Annotated in this window: 13 protein-coding genes and 1 pseudogene; 7 read left to right on the top strand and 7 right to left on the bottom strand. The window is 55.8% G+C overall.

Features of this window, described 5'->3' with window-relative positions; genetic code table 11:
* The first annotated feature begins 129 nt into the window (after positions 1-129).
* Positions 130-747, top strand: a complete 618-nt coding sequence (locus B0G80_RS35815) for a hypothetical protein (RefSeq protein ID WP_116122459.1) — start codon at positions 130-132, stop codon at positions 745-747.
* A 648-nt stretch (positions 748-1,395) separates the two neighbouring features.
* On the opposite strand, the gene B0G80_RS35810 is transcribed toward B0G80_RS35815, so the two are convergent.
* Entirely contained in the window at positions 1,396-1,740 is a 345-nt protein-coding gene (locus tag B0G80_RS35810) for a BON domain-containing protein (protein ID WP_116123848.1), read from the bottom strand.
* Between the two features lie 1,303 nt (positions 1,741-3,043).
* On the opposite strand from B0G80_RS35810, the gene B0G80_RS35795 reads away from it, so the two are divergent.
* Together B0G80_RS35795 and B0G80_RS35790 are read left to right on the top strand one after the other, a co-directional pair.
* Entirely contained in the window at positions 3,044-3,817 is a 774-nt protein-coding gene (locus B0G80_RS35795) for an H-NS family nucleoid-associated regulatory protein (protein WP_116122458.1), read from the top strand.
* A gap of 283 nt (positions 3,818-4,100) precedes the next feature.
* Positions 4,101-4,283 (top strand): hypothetical protein, encoded by a 183-nt coding sequence (locus tag B0G80_RS35790; protein ID WP_147309960.1) that lies wholly within the window; start codon positions 4,101-4,103, stop codon positions 4,281-4,283.
* Positions 4,284-4,523: 240 nt separating this feature from the next.
* Here the strand turns inward: B0G80_RS35790 and B0G80_RS35785 are convergent, their stop codons facing one another.
* The 3 genes from B0G80_RS35785 to B0G80_RS35775 all read right to left on the bottom strand — a co-directional run bounded on the left by B0G80_RS35785 (position 4,524) and on the right by B0G80_RS35775 (position 6,763).
* The gene (locus B0G80_RS35785) at positions 4,524-5,267 is read right to left on the bottom strand and encodes a hypothetical protein (RefSeq protein WP_147309959.1); all 744 of its coding nucleotides are present in this window, start codon (positions 5,265-5,267) and stop codon (positions 4,524-4,526) included.
* Positions 5,245-5,925 (bottom strand): HEPN/Toprim-associated domain-containing protein, encoded by a 681-nt coding sequence (locus B0G80_RS35780; protein ID WP_116122455.1) that lies wholly within the window; start codon positions 5,923-5,925, stop codon positions 5,245-5,247. The genes B0G80_RS35785 and B0G80_RS35780 overlap by 23 nt, the downstream gene beginning before the upstream one ends.
* 139 nt (positions 5,926-6,064) lie before the next feature.
* Positions 6,065-6,763: a HEPN/Toprim-associated domain-containing protein gene (locus tag B0G80_RS35775; protein ID WP_181920134.1), complete on the bottom strand. Its 699-nt coding sequence runs from the start codon at positions 6,761-6,763 to the stop codon at positions 6,065-6,067.
* Positions 6,764-8,408: 1,645 nt separating this feature from the next.
* On the opposite strand from B0G80_RS35775, the gene B0G80_RS35765 reads away from it, so the two are divergent.
* The 4 genes and pseudogenes from B0G80_RS35765 (at position 8,409) to B0G80_RS35750 (ending at position 12,719) form a co-directional block, all read left to right on the top strand.
* Positions 8,409-8,891, top strand: coding sequence for a hypothetical protein (locus tag B0G80_RS35765; RefSeq protein ID WP_116122453.1), 483 nt, complete (start codon positions 8,409-8,411; stop codon positions 8,889-8,891).
* A 226-nt stretch (positions 8,892-9,117) separates the two neighbouring features.
* Positions 9,118-9,813 carry a hypothetical protein gene (locus tag B0G80_RS35760; RefSeq protein ID WP_220377507.1) on the top strand — a complete coding sequence of 232 codons (696 nt, stop codon included), beginning with the start codon at positions 9,118-9,120 and terminating at the stop codon, positions 9,811-9,813.
* A 51-nt stretch (positions 9,814-9,864) separates the two neighbouring features.
* Positions 9,865-10,915 (top strand): annotated as a pseudogene (locus tag B0G80_RS35755) (isocitrate lyase); the annotation flags it as partial.
* 349 nt (positions 10,916-11,264) lie between these two features.
* On the top strand, positions 11,265-12,719 hold the full coding sequence (locus B0G80_RS35750; protein WP_309568803.1) for a condensation domain-containing protein: 1,455 nt from the start codon (positions 11,265-11,267) through the stop codon (positions 12,717-12,719).
* 3 nt (positions 12,720-12,722) lie between these two features.
* Here the strand turns inward: B0G80_RS35750 and B0G80_RS35745 are convergent, their stop codons facing one another.
* From B0G80_RS35745 to B0G80_RS35735, 3 genes are all read right to left on the bottom strand, one after another.
* Positions 12,723-13,580: a phytanoyl-CoA dioxygenase family protein gene (locus B0G80_RS35745; RefSeq protein ID WP_116122450.1), complete on the bottom strand. Its 858-nt coding sequence runs from the start codon at positions 13,578-13,580 to the stop codon at positions 12,723-12,725.
* Between the two features lie 73 nt (positions 13,581-13,653).
* A complete protein-coding gene (locus B0G80_RS35740; protein ID WP_116122449.1) occupies positions 13,654-16,929 on the bottom strand; it encodes an amino acid adenylation domain-containing protein in 3,276 nt (1,091 codons plus the stop codon).
* Positions 16,926-17,843: a phytanoyl-CoA dioxygenase family protein gene (locus tag B0G80_RS35735; protein ID WP_116122448.1), complete on the bottom strand. Its 918-nt coding sequence runs from the start codon at positions 17,841-17,843 to the stop codon at positions 16,926-16,928. The genes B0G80_RS35740 and B0G80_RS35735 overlap by 4 nt, the downstream gene beginning before the upstream one ends.
* Positions 17,844-17,877 lie beyond the last annotated feature (34 nt).

Genomic DNA, 17,877 nt, shown 5'->3' with positions numbered 1-17,877 from the left:
TGGGCGACTGTTGACCAACGTCACTTCCTATTTACAAATTATGCTGACAATAACTTTAGTAACCTTTGCTTTATTTAGTATAGCGGCGTTTGCTGGATGGAGGTGGATAGATGGACGCACTGGAACTTCATGGACGTGCTCTATTACCCAATCGCGGCATTCGGCGTGATATTGCTATTTGGATCAAATGTCAATCAGCGAGAACTATTCGACGTCAGCGCGCGCCTCTCTGAGAATGAAATTCAACTCAATGAGATCAGACACCAGCAGCCACGCGTCGAAGTCGAGAATAACGTTGAAGTGATCTCATCGAGTTTTTCAATCATCGGAAGCCTGTCTGAGCTTGGCAAGGTTTGCGAAAAAGGGTTTTCGACGGAGCGCTCATGTTTAGTTGCGACACGCTTAGAGCCGTCCGTTTCCGCATTTTTGGAAAAAGTTCGGCAGGCGAGTGGTACGCCTGAACTCAAACTTCAGCGTTCTTGCACTGCTGCGGTCGAAATGTTAAATGATTTAAGCTCCTCGGGCGCAATGTCCTCACTGGTTAGTGAGGAACTAATTAGCCAATATCGCACGGCTGTCGCTAGCAACATTCCGCGGCTGGCGCTCGAGTCAGTTTCTGCACAAGCAACTGAGTTCAAGAGCCGCAGTCTACGAAAAATTGATAATATCCGAAAAATGATGCCAAATGATGGAAGCAATTATGATTTGGTAGTAAAGATATATACAAAGGAGGTTGATTTCGGATAAAATATTATTGAAGGATTATATCCTTGCATTGTTGGTTCGAAAAAAGACCTCGATGCGCTCAAGAGTTGGAGCGAAAATGAGTCCAGTCAAGCCACGAAAATTGACGAATTAAAGCGAAAGCAGAAAACTATCAAAGAGGCCGATGCAACGTTGCCGAATCAGGAGAAGATAATTTACTCCAATATCTGGCCATTCGTCTTGATTGCCGCTCTTTGCCTAAAGTTCGCAAAAGGACTAGCCGCGTGGCGGAAAGCGTTCAAGACCTAGGCCGCGTCGATAAAGATAATTACTCTGTCGCGTTCTTCCAAACAAGGTCACGTGTAGTGAACAAATGTCGGAGAAACGCTCTGCTCTAGAGAACATCCGCAAAATCTAGGCGCGGTCGAAAAGAAGCAAAGAAGGCATAGTCACGCGTTCGACGAGATCGAGCGAATGGCCGTTGAGACCCGCGAAGCGGTCAACTCGATGGCATTTGCTCCACCGTCCGAACAGGGTCGATCACGGTCGGCCACGCGACCGGCGAACGTGATAGAGCGCAGGGGAATGCCCGTCAAGGCGCAGACGCACTGTTCCTTTGACGGAACCGCTGGTCGCGCGCACCCCAGGCATCGCTGTCTCGTCCGTCATTTGTTTTCCCGCGAGCGCGCGTTATTGCGGCCTCAGGTGTAGATCGTTGCTCACGGATTGCACCCCCGCCACGCCGCGCGTCACGGCAAGCGCTTGCTGAATCTGTACCTCTGCATCCACGTATCCTGACAACTGCACGACGCCTCGATACGTGGCGACGCTGATCGGCAAGGATGTCAGCCCTGGGTCTGCGACGAGCGCCTGCTTCACCCTGGCGGCGAGCGCAGCGTCGTCAGTGGCGACCTTCCCCGGCGCGGTCACGGCCTGCGTCGCTGTCGACTTGCATCCGTTGATGAACACGAACGCGGGGAGCGCGAATGCCGCGGCCATCAGCAACTGGCTTTTGATGTTTGACACGACTCGCATGTCCGCTATGACATCCTGATTCGTGAACAGCCGGGGCATCATTCGGGTCGGCTTCGAGGTACCCATGTGCGCCCTCGTCGAACCCACCATGATAGTCCGGGGTGGCTAATTTGCGACCGAGCCGACTCCGCCAACTTTGTTCATGCTGCGAGGTGAGTCTTATGCTCAGTTCGGCCCACAACCGGCCGTTCGACATTGGATCCTCAATCATTGACAATCTCGGCAGGTTGCCCAGTCCTGCATGCAAGCGGTGAGGTCAGCAACAGCCGTCTGCAACTCTGCCGTTTGTCAGCCGATACTTTGCGCACGCGCCCGGATTGCTGGGAACCGGCATTCCTGAGGCAATGTGAAATCACCGCGCGGCCACCACATCGGCTTCAGGTTTGGCCGAGTAATCCGAGAACATCTCAGCCAGGCGCGCGATGACCACTCAGAAGACCTGGCTGAGCAACTCAGATGGATCGGAGCCTCTCACGGCGGCGCAATCATCATTGACTCGCAGCAGCCGGACTTACTGCCGTTGGAGTTTTTTTCTTGTGCTTCAGGTGGAAGCCGCCCTTGTGTGTACTTGTTGGAGTGGACGTGTTGTCGCCCCCGTATGTCGGTCCCGCCGTCGCCGCGCCGTGTGCGTTACCAGCGCCACCGCCCGCAAGGCAAACGTTCGAAGCTCCCAGCGCCAGTGCAATCAACAGCGTCGCCTTAACGTTCATGATTTGTCCTCCGGACGGTACGACAGTAATAGTAGCGCAACCCGCGTTTAGTCGTGAGCTTGCCGTGACAACCCATCGTATGGAACTTGCGCAGGCTCCGCAGTGTTCAGTCAGCCGGTACGTGAAATAAAGTGCAATCCTCAAAAATGCGTTTCTGCCTTGAACGTTGTCCCGGAATCGTGGATGTGGGGGTGATTGCGAGCAAACGGTCGTCGAGGCCGAGTCGGAGCGCCAAGTCGATGTTTACCCGCGGCGTTAATGCGCGCGAGGAGCGCGCATCGACTTTCGCGAGCTTTGATGCGGAGGGCAGGCCACGCATTGACGACAGATTGTCGCGCGGCCTCCTTCCCGACGGCAGACAGCGTCTTCCAGATCAATGATCACCGCGTCCGCGCAAGATGCGACGGCTTTCGCAAAACCGGTTTCCGCGCGACCCGGGCACGAACAGATAACTTAAAGGGAGAGACGGAGACATTTGCTTGCCGGGACTCGTCATAGACATCGCACGGCATTGGCATTGCGTTCTTCTGGCTGCCTTACCGATTCGAAGCTCCATGTGGCATAGTTATCGATCAACCACACAAGGGGAAACAATGGCCACGCTAGAAAATCTACGAGCGAAAATAGCAAAGCTGCAGGCGCAAGCCGAAGCGATTGTTAAAGATCAGTCGTCGACAGTTATCGCGAAAATTCGTGAGCTTATGCAAGAGCACGGGCTAACCATATCTGACATCGAGACGTACGGTCGAGGTCAAAAGCGAGGTCCCAAGCCTGCAAGCACACGAGCGGCTGGCAAGCCGGCAGTAACCGCGAAATACCGTGACCCGAAATCAGGAGCGACATGGAGCGGCATGGGCCGTGCGCCGGGCTGGATTGCGAAAGCGAAAGACCGAAGCAAGTTTTTGATCGGCGAGGATGTCGTGGAGTCGGCGGTTGCGAGCAAGAAACCGGCGAAAGCCGGAAACTATGTTCGCGGGCCACAGCCGCCGCAATATCGTGACCCGAAAACCGGGGCAACTTGGAGCGGGCGTGGGCGCGCCCCGGCGTGGATTGCGGAGGCAAAAGACCGAACAAAATTCCTAATCGCGGCTGGGATCGATGTCGCACCGAAGCAGACCGCTGTCAAAAAGGTTCCGACGCATAAACTGACTACCAAGAAAGTCGCAGCCAAGAAGCCAACGATGGCGAAGAAGATTGCGGCGGCGTCCAGGCAGTCAACGGGGAAAAAGTCCATCGCCAAGAAGCCTGCGACGGAAAAGCCGGCTACGAAGAAAGTCGTCAGCAGAAAGACGATTTCGACAGCGGAGCCGTTGGTTCAAGCGCCCGAGCAGGTGGTCGACGAGGCGCAAGCATCGATGGTTGCTTGATTGCACATTTGACGCGGCGGGGTATCAGAAACGTGGTACCTCGCGGTCACGCTCAACTGTTCCGACCACCGGTTTGTTCGCTACTATTTTAGAAAGTGTAGGTGGTGGGGGAAGGGGGCACTCCGACCACTGCATACGGGCGCTGCCGACAGACAGGTCTCGGAGCTGCTAATCCTCCCACGGCGGTTGCGTCAGTCGCTCACATGTGGTGAATCTGCAGGAACAAGGGAAGCTGAAGCTCCATCATAAGACTGGGAATAACCGATATGTGACGAGGGCGTCGGTGCTGCATTATCAAGCCGCCTGCCAGACTGCAGCAAAGCCTACAGGATATTCGGATCTGACGAGGAATGAGCTGACCGTTCCCGCTCTCGCTGTCGCGCGCCTGCCAGAGGCCGGGAAGGCATTCCTACTGCGCTACGTGATGTTCGACGTCGCCGCTTCGGCGGTGCTCCATGTTGTCTGAGCATTCCGCCCGCTACAACCGCCAGACGTGGCCGGTATAGCATTCTACGCTGTCATTGCGGCTCAGCTGCGTCCCGGTGGGGCCAACGCTGTTCTCAAAGATCGAGCGATTCGCAGCACAGCCACGCGACACGAGCGCGGAGATGTAGGGCAACCAGGACCATGCGGAACGCTACTGTCAACGGCACTCAGGAATTGATACAGTTTCTATCAATCACATCGACCGAGTGCCCCAGCCCTCTCAGGCTTTGCAACCGCCTTTTTGACGCTCAGCCAACACCCGGTTGCGCCAGGTCCGGGCGACACTAGTTCCGATTCTTTCGAACGCAACCCCATTTGCAATGCACTCTAGGCAGCGCAGTTCCTGCAGGGCGCCTTCGCCGCAACGTTTGCCAAGCCTGTCGGCAAATCTCAACTCTGCTCCCAGCTTCCTCTTGCGAAGCTCCCCGCAAATCCAATCGGCGGCTTCTTGCCATTCAGTTGGACGAGCGTGCGTGGGAAGACCCATCATCATCTGAGCATTCGCTTCATCGAATGCATTGGAATGCAAGAACTCTTCGACCTCGCGCAGTACATCATCAGCACTCCAGTCCGGTTCCTGCACGGCAGAACGCCAATTGGGAAAACGCTCTGAGATGGCCTCGACGAGCGCTGGCATGTCGAAGTCGCGCCAAAATCTGGGTAGCGGCCTGTACGCAAATTCGAACGCGAAAAACAGGTGGCCCGCGTTCACGTCGGCGTCTCCGAGTCCGCAGTCGGACATAAAGTCGACGATGGTTTTGGCCACTTCATTGTGAGTTTTCGTTGCAGCTTGTTGGTTGGGTTCTTTGATGCTCATGGTGTTGTTAGTTGTGAGAGCGGGCAACGCGACTTCGATGACCATGTTGTCAAATACTTGGGTTACGCTGACCAATCTTCGATTCGACGAGAACAAGCGCGCACTACGATCGCGCGCGCTGCGTTCAAAGCTCGTAACACTCTTCATGTCTTCCCAGCAGGTCATCGAAATTGGTGTCGTCTCGATGGAGGATGAAAGGCGTGACATCCATCTCGCATACCGCTTTGCTGTCAGTGACCTCGAGGAGCGCTACTGCCATGTTGTTGAATGTGCTGCATGGGAATCCCGGTAATCCATGTTCAGGCTCAAGCTCAAGAAATGGCGGCTTTTCTGCGCCGGTGATGATGTCGACGAGCGGACTTTCCGTCGGTTTCACGCGGGGACCAGGATTCAGGCGACTCTTCACCACATGCTCCAGAGCATCAAGCCAATCGTCGAGCATTGAGCGGCGGAACGCGTCACTTTTTGCTTCGGCGGACTCGCCGGTGAAATACAAGTGCTTCGAATCCGATTGATAGACGACCTTCCTGTAGTATTCCCATCGCTCTTTCTCTAGCGAACCACGGTCATATCCGGCACGTCCCAGCCGCCGGCGGAGCGTCGCAGCCGTAATCGAATATACGAATTCCACGTCGACGGTCTCCGAGACATCGTTGATTGGCAGACCGTAAGTCAGCGGGTTTAGCCGTTCCTTTTTCCGGCACCGAATGATTCTGTCCTCTGGACGGAAGTACCACGAGTCGTATTGGTCGACGGTCGTTGTGAGTGGATAACCACCGATGGTGGTGTGTACGATGCAGTCCATTTGATTTCTTTGTTCAGTTGATGATGAAGAGATGCCTTGCCGCGCAAAGAGTCTTCCTATACGACCTCTCGCGGCAGGATCGCCTTGAATTGTGGGCACTAGTCAGATGCTGAAAATTCGTCGCGGAAGCCGCGAGAGTTCAGATATCGTCGTACGCAGGTTCATCGTTTTGCAGAGGCTTTTTTCGAAGCATCATGTCGTCGAACGAAGTGTCGCCATCGAATTCGACGAACATGGTTACCTCCTGTTCGCAGAGTGCCTCTCCTGGAACCACTTCCAACAACGCGACCGACATGTTGTTGAGCGAACTACACGGAAACCCAAGGAGACAGTGCTTCGACCTCAGGTCGCGATTATCCGGTTCATCAGGACCACTTATAATGTCAACGAGGATATTTTTGGGTTGAGCAAACTCAAATGCATTGCGGCCAACGCGAGTCACGCCAATCTCGACAGTCTTCGCGAGTGCATCTAGCCAGTCGTTCAGCGTGGCAGCTCGGAATGCATCGGCACGAGCCTGTGCCCTTTCAGGGTCGGGATAGGTTCTGAAGAACATCGTGTCTGGCAGTCGGCAGACGGCGTGGTAGTACGCCTGAAACTCTTGCTCCAACGTTGTCCGGGTGAAACCGGCGCGTCCCAGACGTCGGCGAAGGACATCTGCGGTCACCGAGTATGCGAAATCCCGATGTCTATAGTAGATATTTTGAAGGGGATTAGCCGGTAGACCTCGGGCCCGGATAACCCTGTCCTCTGCCTTGAAGAACTCCCAAACGGTGTAAGAGCGCCTCATTACAGTTAGCTCGTGGCCGCCAATTGTGATTTCAGAACTACAGGTCATGCGTTACCTCTGCAAATGAAAATGCGACGACGAAGCAGCCGTGATGACCCGGAGCGGATGACATCACGCTGCGCGTACGTCCTCGAAGTTTCGACGGTGGTGTCGAAACAGCACGCAAACGTGGCGTGCTCAAGGGCGTGATCTGAGCGAGATCAGTGGGATGGCACCCGGCCGAAATCGCAGGTCGTTTTTTTCGAAGGCGAACGCAAAACTTCTTCCATTGTTGGGGCGGAGCAAAGGTCAAAGCGCGGGCCGAGACCATGAGGATTAAAGTTACCGTGTCAGAAACTATTCGCGTCCTTTGGACGCATGGTTGATAGCGCTTGATGTGTCTACTATAACATAAAATGCTCAATAATCAATAAGAAGTGGTGATAAATTTCAGTGTAACGGCGTTTTGATGAAAAATCTCCCTGTAAATAAGCGGTCTTTTTGCAGCAGGCGGTTGTTGTTTTCGCGGCACGAGTCGATCGCGAAGACGGACCGCATGCTCGAGGTCGCGGGCCGTGCATTTGATCGCCGATTTAGAAACGGCAACTCGCGTGGGAGCCCGCCATAGACGGCCGGTCGCGCTAGCTGTCGGCCCGGCCGAAATGCCGCACACTCGCGCCGACAATAAGGGGCGGCTCATGGCGAATGTCCCGTCGGACGCTGCCGGCACGGTGCCGATGGAGCCTGTGGAGGGCGCTCCAGGTGAAGAAGAGCGCCGCCAAGACCGCGACCGCGACGAAGGTCGGTCGTAGAAGGGGTCGGCGAAGACGGTCGCCAGCAAGAAGGTCGTGACATTTAAAGCGGCAACCAGGAATGTGGCTCCGAGCCGCCAACCGCGAAGAAGGCAACAGGTGATGCAGGGCGCGGCAACTGGCAAGAACGCAGCAGCGAAATAGGCGTGGCGCGCGCGGAACGTCTGTCCCTGGCTGCCAACCAGGAAAGCATTGAGTCAGGTCCGGCGCCAATACCGAGACCCGTTTTGCGGAAGAGTCTCGCTGTTGTGCACACCGGCGGCTCTGTTCGGGTCACCTGTACTTCACGCCGCACCGATCGAGCCATCCATTCGACGCTGGCCACACTCGAGGCGGTCCCGGAGGCCTCAATGCAGCCCGCAATCGATGTTTTAGAGGAATTGCTCTATCTGAAAATCGCTTAGTGAATATTAGAGATTTTTCGATGCGACTATTTCGAATGCTTTTTGGCCGCGCCGGGGAGCTTTTCAACTGAAATGCTTTACCGTTAGAATCCAAACCATACCGTAATCAATCTTCTCGCGAGAAATCTGTTGTTGGGATTTTCGAAAAAAATTGCGAAGGTTGAATATTTTCTGCCAATACATGTTTTACATCGTGACTGCTCTCAATACGTGTTTCGTTAGCCCTCTCTATTTTGAGAGCTGGTCTTTACCCAGCAAAATGAGTGACTTGGCAATGAAGAAAGGTGGCGAATCTGTCTCGAAAAACTCCTTCCATTCGCGGCAGTATTCGGCCTCGCAAAAAATCTCCCGTTCCGCTCGTTTATTTTTAAACCCATCATGTGCCTTCAATCGCACTATACGATCTGCGACGTTTAATTCAGATTGATCGTCGACGCGCCTTGTGCCCGGCTCAGCGCCGGGTGGCGTGTTCTTACTCAATTATCAAAGGAACGTGTTATGCCGGTAGTTTTCGTTGCACGCAAGGGTTTGACAAAGTTGGATGGAAATTTCGAAGCAGATTTCTGGGCCAAAAGCCTGAACAACGTCGTCGAAGTGATTGGTAACCCGGATTGCCCGCAGGCCGCAGACGGACTGGAAGTCGGCGGTGCGTACCAATTCCAGGAGGAGCAATCGTTCGCGGTTGCGAAGAAAGGTGCCGATTTCGCCAAGTGCATGGAGCAGTTGGCGGGGTTGGTTGGGTATGACTGGCGGATGGCTGGCGCGGATGGCCCAGGCCCATTCCGTGATTTGTTTCGCCATCCGGGTCAGTTCGGAACTATCGGCCCGGTAGCCTCAGCAAAGCTTGCTGCGGATTTTGAAAAGTGGGACGAGCGCGCGCGGGCACTTGAGAAACGCAGCTTCTACGCGTGGTTTGCGTCCATGCGCCGAATGTTTGAGTACGCGAAGACCGATGGCGGCGTGTGGCTGCAGTACGAGTAAAGCGAGCTCCTGTTTCGCAAGCGTGCCAGGAAGAGCCGGCCGCTGCAGTGGCGACGAGAAACATGGAACGTGGCCCCGGCATGCGGACCTGGGGCGGTCGCACGTGGTTGCGATCCGGTTGCGTACTCATATTGATGGCAACGATGCAGATAGAAATGCACGACATTGATGTTTGTGGTGAAACGGTCGAATCGGGTGACGGATCTGAATTCGAGGCGCGCAACAAGTGTCGGAAAAATCTCAAACGAAGGCTGAAAACGCTATGAACGGAATCGACGTCACCGAGACACGCCCGGCCCCGTATGCAATCGGGCGGCTGGAGCCCTTGCAGTCACTCAAGTACAAACCGAAGTGCGCAGATGGTTTGCCCGATAACTTCCCCGTACTGACTATACCAATCGAAGAGCCCGAGGTGGATTTGTTCCGCATCGAGAATGCGCGCATTGGCTTTTCCTTTAGCATTATCGAATGGGGCGAGGTTCTCGTTCATTGCTTCCGTCTTCAAGTCGAAGACACGCAGGTTTTCTGGCTTACGGATGTTACGGACTCGGAAATCTGGGAGGCTATGGACCAGTGGCTACGGGCGAAATCCGTGCTGGTGCATTTCAAGGTACAAGGGCAATGGGCGATTGATGAGCGTTCGTTCATCATGAAACCCGAATTCATAGAAGAGAATCCCTATGCGGAATTTCAGCACAGGTCTGCACCACAAGCAAATGTAGCGTGGGACCACATGTTGGACATTGCGGAGTGCGGCTTTCTGATACTGGCTGCGGAGTCTGACGATGAGGCACTTCCGCTGCGGCGGGTGTATCAGAATTTACTTCGCACAAAGCGTTTCGAGCAATTTGTTGACGACGGAGTGCTAATTTTTGGAAAAACTGGAGACGATAACTTGGTCGCGCGGAAATCAAATTTCTGAGTCCAGGTTCAAAACTCTTGATGCACGGCCAGAGGTTGCATGTCGTCTTTTGCTGTCCAAGCAAAAGTCGACAAACACGTCACCCACGTCGTGCCGATCATCGCCGCCATCGACGCGGGTTTCGGCAACTCCGAAGCAACCTATTTGCTGGCCAAGCAGTTCATCGAAGCGGGCGCATGCTGCATTCAAATCGAAAACCAGGTGTCCGACGAGGAACAATGTGGCCGCCAGCATGGAAAAGTCACCGTGCCTCACGAAGACTTCCTGGCGAAGATTCGCGCCATCCGCTACGCGACGGCATCATCGTTGGCCCGTACCGACTCGCTGGGCGCCGGCCTGACCAAGCAAATCGCGGTGACTAACACGCCGAGAGACCTGGGCGACCAATACAATTCCTTCCTCGATTGCGAAGAATTGTCAGCCGATACACTGGGCAATCGTGACGTCGTCATCAAGCGTGACGGCAAGCTGCTGCGCCCCAAACGCCTGCCCAGCAACCTGTTCCAGTTCCGCGCCAGCTCGGGCGAAGCGCGCTGCAAAACGGCGCTGACCTTCTGTGGATCGAAACCGAAAAGCCGCACATCGCGCAGATCGGCGGCATGGTCAGCGAGATTCGCAAAGTCATCCCGAATGCCAAGCTGGTGTACAACGACAGCCCGTCGTTCAACTGGACGCTGAATTTCCGCCAGCAGATGTATGACGCGATGAAGGCTGCAGGCAAGGATGTATCGGCATACGACCGCGCCCAGTTGATGAGCGTGGAATACGATCAGACCGAACTGGCGAAGCTCGCCGACGAAAAGATCCGCACCTTCCAGGCCGACGCGTCGCGCGAAGCGGGCATCTTTCACCACTCGATTACGCTGCCGACCTACCACACCGCCGCGCTGTCGACCGACAATCTGGCGAAGGAATACTTCGGCGACCAGGGCATGTTGGTTATGTGGCTGGCGTGCAGCGCAAGGAAATCCGTCAGGGCATCGCGTGCGTCAAGCACCAGAACATGTCCGGCTCGGACATTGGCGACGACCACAAGGAGTATTTCAGCGGCGAAGCGGCCCTGAAAGCGGCGGGTAAAGACAACACGATGAACCAGTTCTGATTCGGTAATACCCCAAGAAAAACGCCAACCAATGCAGGTTGGCGTTTTTGCCCATGAGACTGCTCGCGCGGCTCTCATCAAACATCTTTCTGTGCGCGTCCATGCAGAAGACGTGCGTGCGGCTCGGTGCGGTGTCGATCTCCGACGGGTGTGTTGAACTGCCCGGAAACATACTGAAGCAAGGCGCGTTCGAAGTAAGGCTCGGGCGGCCGTAAACGGGAGGTGCAGTGAGCGTTGTGATCGTCGCTGTCCAGATAGGTTGCGGCACGCTTGACTGAAAGAGCCGTCGAAGCGATTGTCGCCGAGTGGCCTCCGCGCGATGAGTGTTTAAGCGACAATTTTCCTCGATTTGACTATCATTCGAGAGTCTGTCCAATCAAGTCTACCGCCGCGCGCGGGGTCCGAAACGTTGTATCGGAGTCTTCCATTGCAGAATAGCGATGTTACTCGGGAAGGACCGCTGTCTTTCTGCCAGGAACTCCTTCTGTTTAACGAGATATTCACCGGGTATCCTCCGGCCGTTTCACGCGTTGCGCATATCGATGGACCGTTGGATATCGATGCATTCAGGCGGGCGGCCGACTCGACGATTGCTGGTCACGAACCACTTCGCACAACTTGGACTTGGCGCCAAGGCGAGCCGGTTGCACAGGTAAAGTCCGCGGATAGTTTGCCACCGTCGACGACGGTGACTGAGCTCGCAGCAGACTCACGTGGAATCTTGGAAGGCTTGGTCGCCGCAGTTCCGACTTTGCTTGCCGCCGGAAGGCCTCCGCACATGCGCCACTGGCTCTTTCGACGCAGTGAGAACGACCACATATGGATGTTCGCAACCCATCACATGGCGGCGGATGCGATCTCATTGAAGCTTTATGCCGAGACTTTTTGCTCTAGTTATGTTCGACCGTTGTCGGACTCGCCGAAGCCAACGACGTCGATTGAGTACGCTCAGGCACTGCGAACCTGGCTCGATTCCTCCGACGCGCAGGCAGAGTTGAACTGGTGGTTGTGCAAGCTCGAGGCGGTGCCGCGTGTCGCAATTCCTGTTCGACCACCAGTCGAACAGTCGAATGTTAGCTTGGAACGACAGGAACTTCGTTTGCCAACCGTTTTGCGGAATGCGGTCGTGCAAACGGCCCGAAGCAACCGCGCGCCGCTTGCTGCCGTATTCCTGGCCACCTATGCGCAAGTCGCATCGAACAGAGGCGCTTTCCCGTGCGTCATCACAAACGTGCCCGGGCGAAGCCTGCCAGGTGCCGCCTCGACTTCTGGCGCGTGTTACAACTCAGTGCCGTTAGTCCTGTCTTCCAACGTCTCCGACTCGACGGCCATTTCCGCCGCCGCGAATACGCTCTTTGACGCACTTGACCACCAAAATGTGCCTGCACCCTTGATCAGCCTGGGTGCTGTTCGCCGGGGTGGTCTTGCATTACCGGACCTGATACCGGTCACCTTCAACGTGATTGATCATCCGCTCAAGGACTTTCGACTCTCTCGGTGTCGCTTATGGGACTTTGATCTCACTACGCATGGCTCGACGACTTTGGGATATTCCGGTCCGACAGTGCTTCGATTTGGAAAGGCACCGAGCAAGCCGACCATGGACTGGACGATGTGCATGCTTCCGGAATCGGTTGTCGTCACGTTGGAGTACAGCCCTTGTTATGCCGACCGAAAAGACGTTGCCCTACTTCTGGCGAGCTATGAGGCTGCTCTGCGGAGCATCTGTCGAGTTCCGGACGGTGCCACAGATGATCGGGGCGCCCCAATCCTTATCGCCGACTGGAGCGTTTCTCGTGAATGAATGTCACGCTTGGCGCGACGTCGAAAACAGGACGGGGCAGACTTCCGGGTCGGCGTAGTCCGGAGTGCCATCAGGGCAGCTCCGGCAGAGCATATCGTTCAAATGGACCGGACTTTTCTCGGAAGCGCGCGGCGCGATGTGTCGATTTTCTCCATCTTGGTAGTGGATCGCGAACGCTATGCGCGGACGACCTGTGCGATTGGGGTAACTCCCATGCACGAGCCGACAATGATGAAAGCTTACCTGGCCCCGGCGCAGAGGCAGGAGCATTATGTTAGGAGTATGGTTCGAAGCCCGTACGCGCGATTCAATGATATCTAGCTCGGGCTCGTTGAACGTATGCAGGTCATCGGTGCCGGACCAAAGATGACTCGCATCCCACACGGCCAGCGTTCCCATTTCCTCGGACGTGTCTTGCAGTGGCACCCACGCAGTGAGCATCTTCTCCGATGTGCAAGTTTTCCAGTATGCCCGGTCGGTATGCCAGCCGACCGTCGACCGGGTTGTCTGGCCGTCGGGATCTTTCCAGATGAGTTGGTCGTGGAACAAGCGGATTTCGTCGGTGCCGCTCAAGGTGCTGGCCAATAGCGGCAGCAGCGGGGTGCGAACGAAGTCCATAACCGAATCGAGTTGCAGAGAGAGGTAATCAGCTTGACGAAGTCCGCGCTCTGGCGCTCCAGCCCATTGCGGAAGAAGTGGTTGGGGTAGCGGGCGATCCCGTTCGCCCGCGGCGTAGCGATCGATGGCGTATGCCAGGTCATCCAACAATTCATCAGGTAAGATTACATCGGAAACCCACCATCCATGTGCGCGATAAAACGCGACATCTTCTTCGGTTATATTCGGCCGGTGTCTCTGCATCGTAAGCTTCTAGAAATGTCGCCCGGAGCCGCCGGGCTCGGCCTGACAGCAAAGGCGGATATTCGGCTGCACTCTATACTCGACGCCAGGCGTAGACAAAACGCACGTCAGTTCCTTCATGAAGCGGAATCGTTGATACATCGACGCTGAATTCGCGCGCCTGGAGAAAACTGCGCATAGCCGCGACCGATCCTTTGTGGTCCTGAAGCTCGACTACGCATTGTCGAATTTTTGGCCAGTCCGTCTCGGATAGCCCTGCAAGCACATCCTCTTCGCCTCGCTGCACATCGACCTTGAGAATATCAATGTGATCCAAACCACTTTCTGCAAAGATGGTTGAGAGGCGGCGTGTGGGGCACGGTTGAGACTCAGCTGCGAAAGCGGTTTTCAAGAACTGCTCTTTTTGATGGCGGTCGTCCGCTTCCGACCAAACCGGATCGTTCTTCAACAACTCTTCAAGCAAACTACGATCCCTCGCGGAATCGGGGCGAAAACTGGACATTGCTGGTACCCGCGGAAAATAGAAGAAAGTGGTCGCTTCAGAATCCTCGCGCCGGCAACCAAGTTTCAGAAGCGTCACGCCGCTGCTGCGGGCAGCGAGATTGCTTCGCAGACACTGAAAAAGTTCATCAGCGGGTTCAATTGCGATTAGCCGGCATCCGCCTGTTATGTCGAGCGCAAAGCGGCTGAAGACGCCGACGTTCGCTCCCACATCGACAATGGTATCGCCGTGTGCGTAACGAATCGTGTCCGGGTGATAGGCGCGCTGACCATATATTTCTTGCCAGAGGTGACGGGTTTCCGACGGTGAAGGCGTAACAAAACGACCGCACGGCAAATCGACGCTTGCTACTCTTCTGTCGTGCCTCGGTTCCCCCATCGTCGAGGTTTCCAGTTGGCCCGGTGCAACGGTCGTGAGATTGATTCGTGTCGTACGACTTGTGATAAATCCTTCCACGACCCCAGTTAGTCGACGAAGCGATGTCCCGCGTAAGAGCGTGGACAATGGAACTGCAATCTTGAACGCGTCGTTGATCTCTGACACGACCTGGATCGCAAGCAGTGAGTCACCTCCGAGGTCAATGAAATCCTCGTCAGGTTCGAATTGGGCCAATCCGAGGCGCCGAGACCAGATTGCCCGTATGCGTCCTCCAACATCGAGTGGTTCTGCCTCGACGACTTCAGAGACAGACGGCTCAGGAAGTTGACCGCGGTCGATTTTCCCGGACGCTGTTAGCGGAAGCTCTTTGAGAGCGAACATCGCATGTAGGGGAGGGAGCATATATTCCGGTACGCGTTCCCGGAGCGCTTCCCTAAGTTCACGCATAGTGGGCGCTTGAACAGGGTCCAGAACAAAGTAAAGTGCCAAACCCTTCCAGTCACCGGAGGTCCAGAATTTCGCAGCAGCCTGACGCACGCCGGCCAAACTGGCCGCATTGACCTCCAAATCAAGCAGTTCAATGCGATAGCCACGAACCTTCACCTGGTCATCTGTGCGCCCGACAAACTCCAAGGCCCCGTCCAGCCGCCACTTGGCGCGGTCACCCGAGCGGTACACACGACCCGCGCGTGCGTCGTCGACAAACCGCACCTCGGTAAGCTCCGGTTTCGAAACATAGCCTATCGCTGGCACGATACCGCCGATCGCGACTTCTCCCGGCACAAGCAGCGGGACTGGAACACCGGCGGCATCAAGGATGTGCACGTCGACGCCTGCAATAGGGCGACCAATGACGGGAAGATCCGGCCAACGGAGTGGTGCGTCATCCAAAACAACCTCTGTCGCAACGTGCGTCTCTGTCGGGCCGTACTGATTAATAAGTCTGGCGCGAGTCGAACGAAAGAAGCGACGAATGGCCTGGGAGATTCGCAGAACCTCTCCAGCTACGATAACGTGCTCCAGGCAGTCAAGCGCGGTAACGTTATCTGGCGCTGACTCCGCCATCTGGTGGAGCGCCACGGGTGGAAGATACACCCTCGAAATCCGTAGGCGCGCCAGAAGGTTGGCAAGAGCTCCAACATTGGACCTTTCGTTATCGGATGCCAGGACGAGAATCCCACCAAACAAGATCGTCGCGAAGATCTCTTGGAGACCGACATCGAACGCAATTGAGGTCCGACCTAATGTGCGTTTGCCACGTGTTGGTCGTTGTTGGTCTTCCCATGCTACGAGGTTTGCCAACGTCCGATGGGGAACTAAAACACCCTTGGGTCGACCAGTTGAACCGGAGGTGAAAAGTAGGTAAAGCGCAGAATCCGGTTCGATCGTGATGACTGACCAGCTTGACAAGCGAGCATCCGAAGCGGGCAAAGTTTCTATCAACAAAGCGTCGACTGCGAAATCTGCAAAGTGCGCGACGAGAGCCATCTCGGTAATAATGACGCTCAGAGCGGCGTCGGCTAGGATTGCGGCGAGTCGCCGTGCGGGCAGGGTTGTGTCTAACGGAACAATGACTGCGCCAACGCGTACTGCAGCCAGGATTGCGGCGATTTGGTCCGGTCCGGGGCGCAATCCGATACCGAATCGCGCGCCTTTCTGTACGAGAGGTCCCAGACCCGAGATGATTTGGTCGGCGTGGCGCATCAAGTCGCCCAAGGTCCAGGATTGATCGTGGAACTCAAGCACCGGTTCGTCCGTGCCACAAGTTAATGCCGCCGAGAGATGTTGCGCTACGGTACCGTAATGGGCTGGTGCGCCTCCGCTACCTAGACCGCGAAGATCGCTTTGTTCAGCAGCGTCAATATACTGCACGCAACCGACAGTTGCGGACGCATCTGCCTCAATGGCCTGGCGGACACAACGCAAATGGCGAAGAAAACCACTGACTATCTCTGGGCGAAAAAGCCGGGCGGAATAGTTCGCCACAAGCCGGCCTGAAGTATCGTCAAAGTGCAGGGTTAGGTCTTGTTGGACAAATGGCGCGGGCGCGTCATCTAACGCCATCATTATGGCGAAAAGCGGGTCCCTGCCTACAGCGGCATCGCGCTCCGCGCTTGCGACTTGCTTGTCAAGGTCAGAAGGTCCAATGTGCAAACCCTCCAGAGCAGCGCGTAGATCGTCTGCCAGCGCGCGAACTGAAAGATGCTGTGGCGTAGAGAGAAACAGGCCAAGTGCCGAACCCGCCTTGGCGACACCCACGGAAATGTGGTCGGCGTTGTTATATCTGGCAAGGATCACAACTGTGGCGGTCAGGAGGAGTACGGCGCGCTCCGCTGCTGTCTCCGCCATGAGCGGCAATGCTAACTCTGCAGTTGCGAATTTGTCGGAGCGCACCGTCGAGCGACGCCCCTCGAACGGCAACGTAACGGGTGATTGGATTTGCTGCGGCCACGACAGAGTGACGGTCATCGGGGATCCTCCTCGCTCCAGAGCGTTGGACAGACGTCGGGGTCGGCGTAGTCCGGCAGCCCATCTGGGCCGCGTCGGCAAAGGAGGTCGTTCACGTGAAGGACCGGTCTGCCATGGCTGTCGGCTACCAATTGGTAGCGATTATCTTGGTCTTGGAAGTGCACAGTGAGCGCAATACGCGGCTGGTGGCCACGATTTGGCTTGCTACCATGGATTGTCCGACCATGGTGAAAGCTGACGTGGCCTAGCGGCACTGTTGGCGTTACTGCCCGCATCGTGATTCCGGCCTTTTGAGCCCGCTCCGCCAATTGATCCAGATTCTGGTCATTGAAGGTTGTCATCCAGTCCTGCAGCGGTTGGCGGTGACTTTCCGAGACGAAAGCGATACCTCCCGAGTTTTCGTCGATGTCTACAAGCGGTATCCATGCGGTCAGCAATTTTTCTGACGTGCACGCGCGCCAATATGCCTTGTCGACATGCCAACCAACTGCGGTGGCTCCGTCGGATGAAGGCATCTTGGTAATAAGTTGGTCGTGAAAAAGACGTATCGCACGAGCTCGTGCTAGGCGACCTGCAATGCTGGCGATCGCGCCATACGTGCATAGCGCGTGAAGGCCTTCGTTTTGCAGCGAGACATAGTCGTTTATGCGCAGCAATCCCCCGTGCTCCGGTCGCCAATCGAGAAAACCGCCGCTAATAGGAAGGCTCCAATCGCGTTCGCCGCAGTAGTAACGCTCTACGCCGTCAATGGCACGGGCGATTAGGTCGGGAGGGAGAATCGGGCGCGGGGTTATGTAATACCCCATCTGTTCGTAGGTCTGGATTTCCCCCTCCGCTGGGGAAAACCCGCATACATCCAAAGCCGATTCGGAAGAGGTAGCGCCCACCTGTGATCGGCCTGGAGATTTGTCCATATTTCCCTCGCGAGCGTCTATAGTATCCCGAAGG

Origin of the sequence: Paraburkholderia sp. BL6669N2, from assembly GCF_003387275.1 — a bacterium.
Taxonomy (GTDB): domain Bacteria; phylum Pseudomonadota; class Gammaproteobacteria; order Burkholderiales; family Burkholderiaceae; genus Paraburkholderia.
This window is presented reverse-complemented; position numbering and strand designations above follow the sequence as displayed.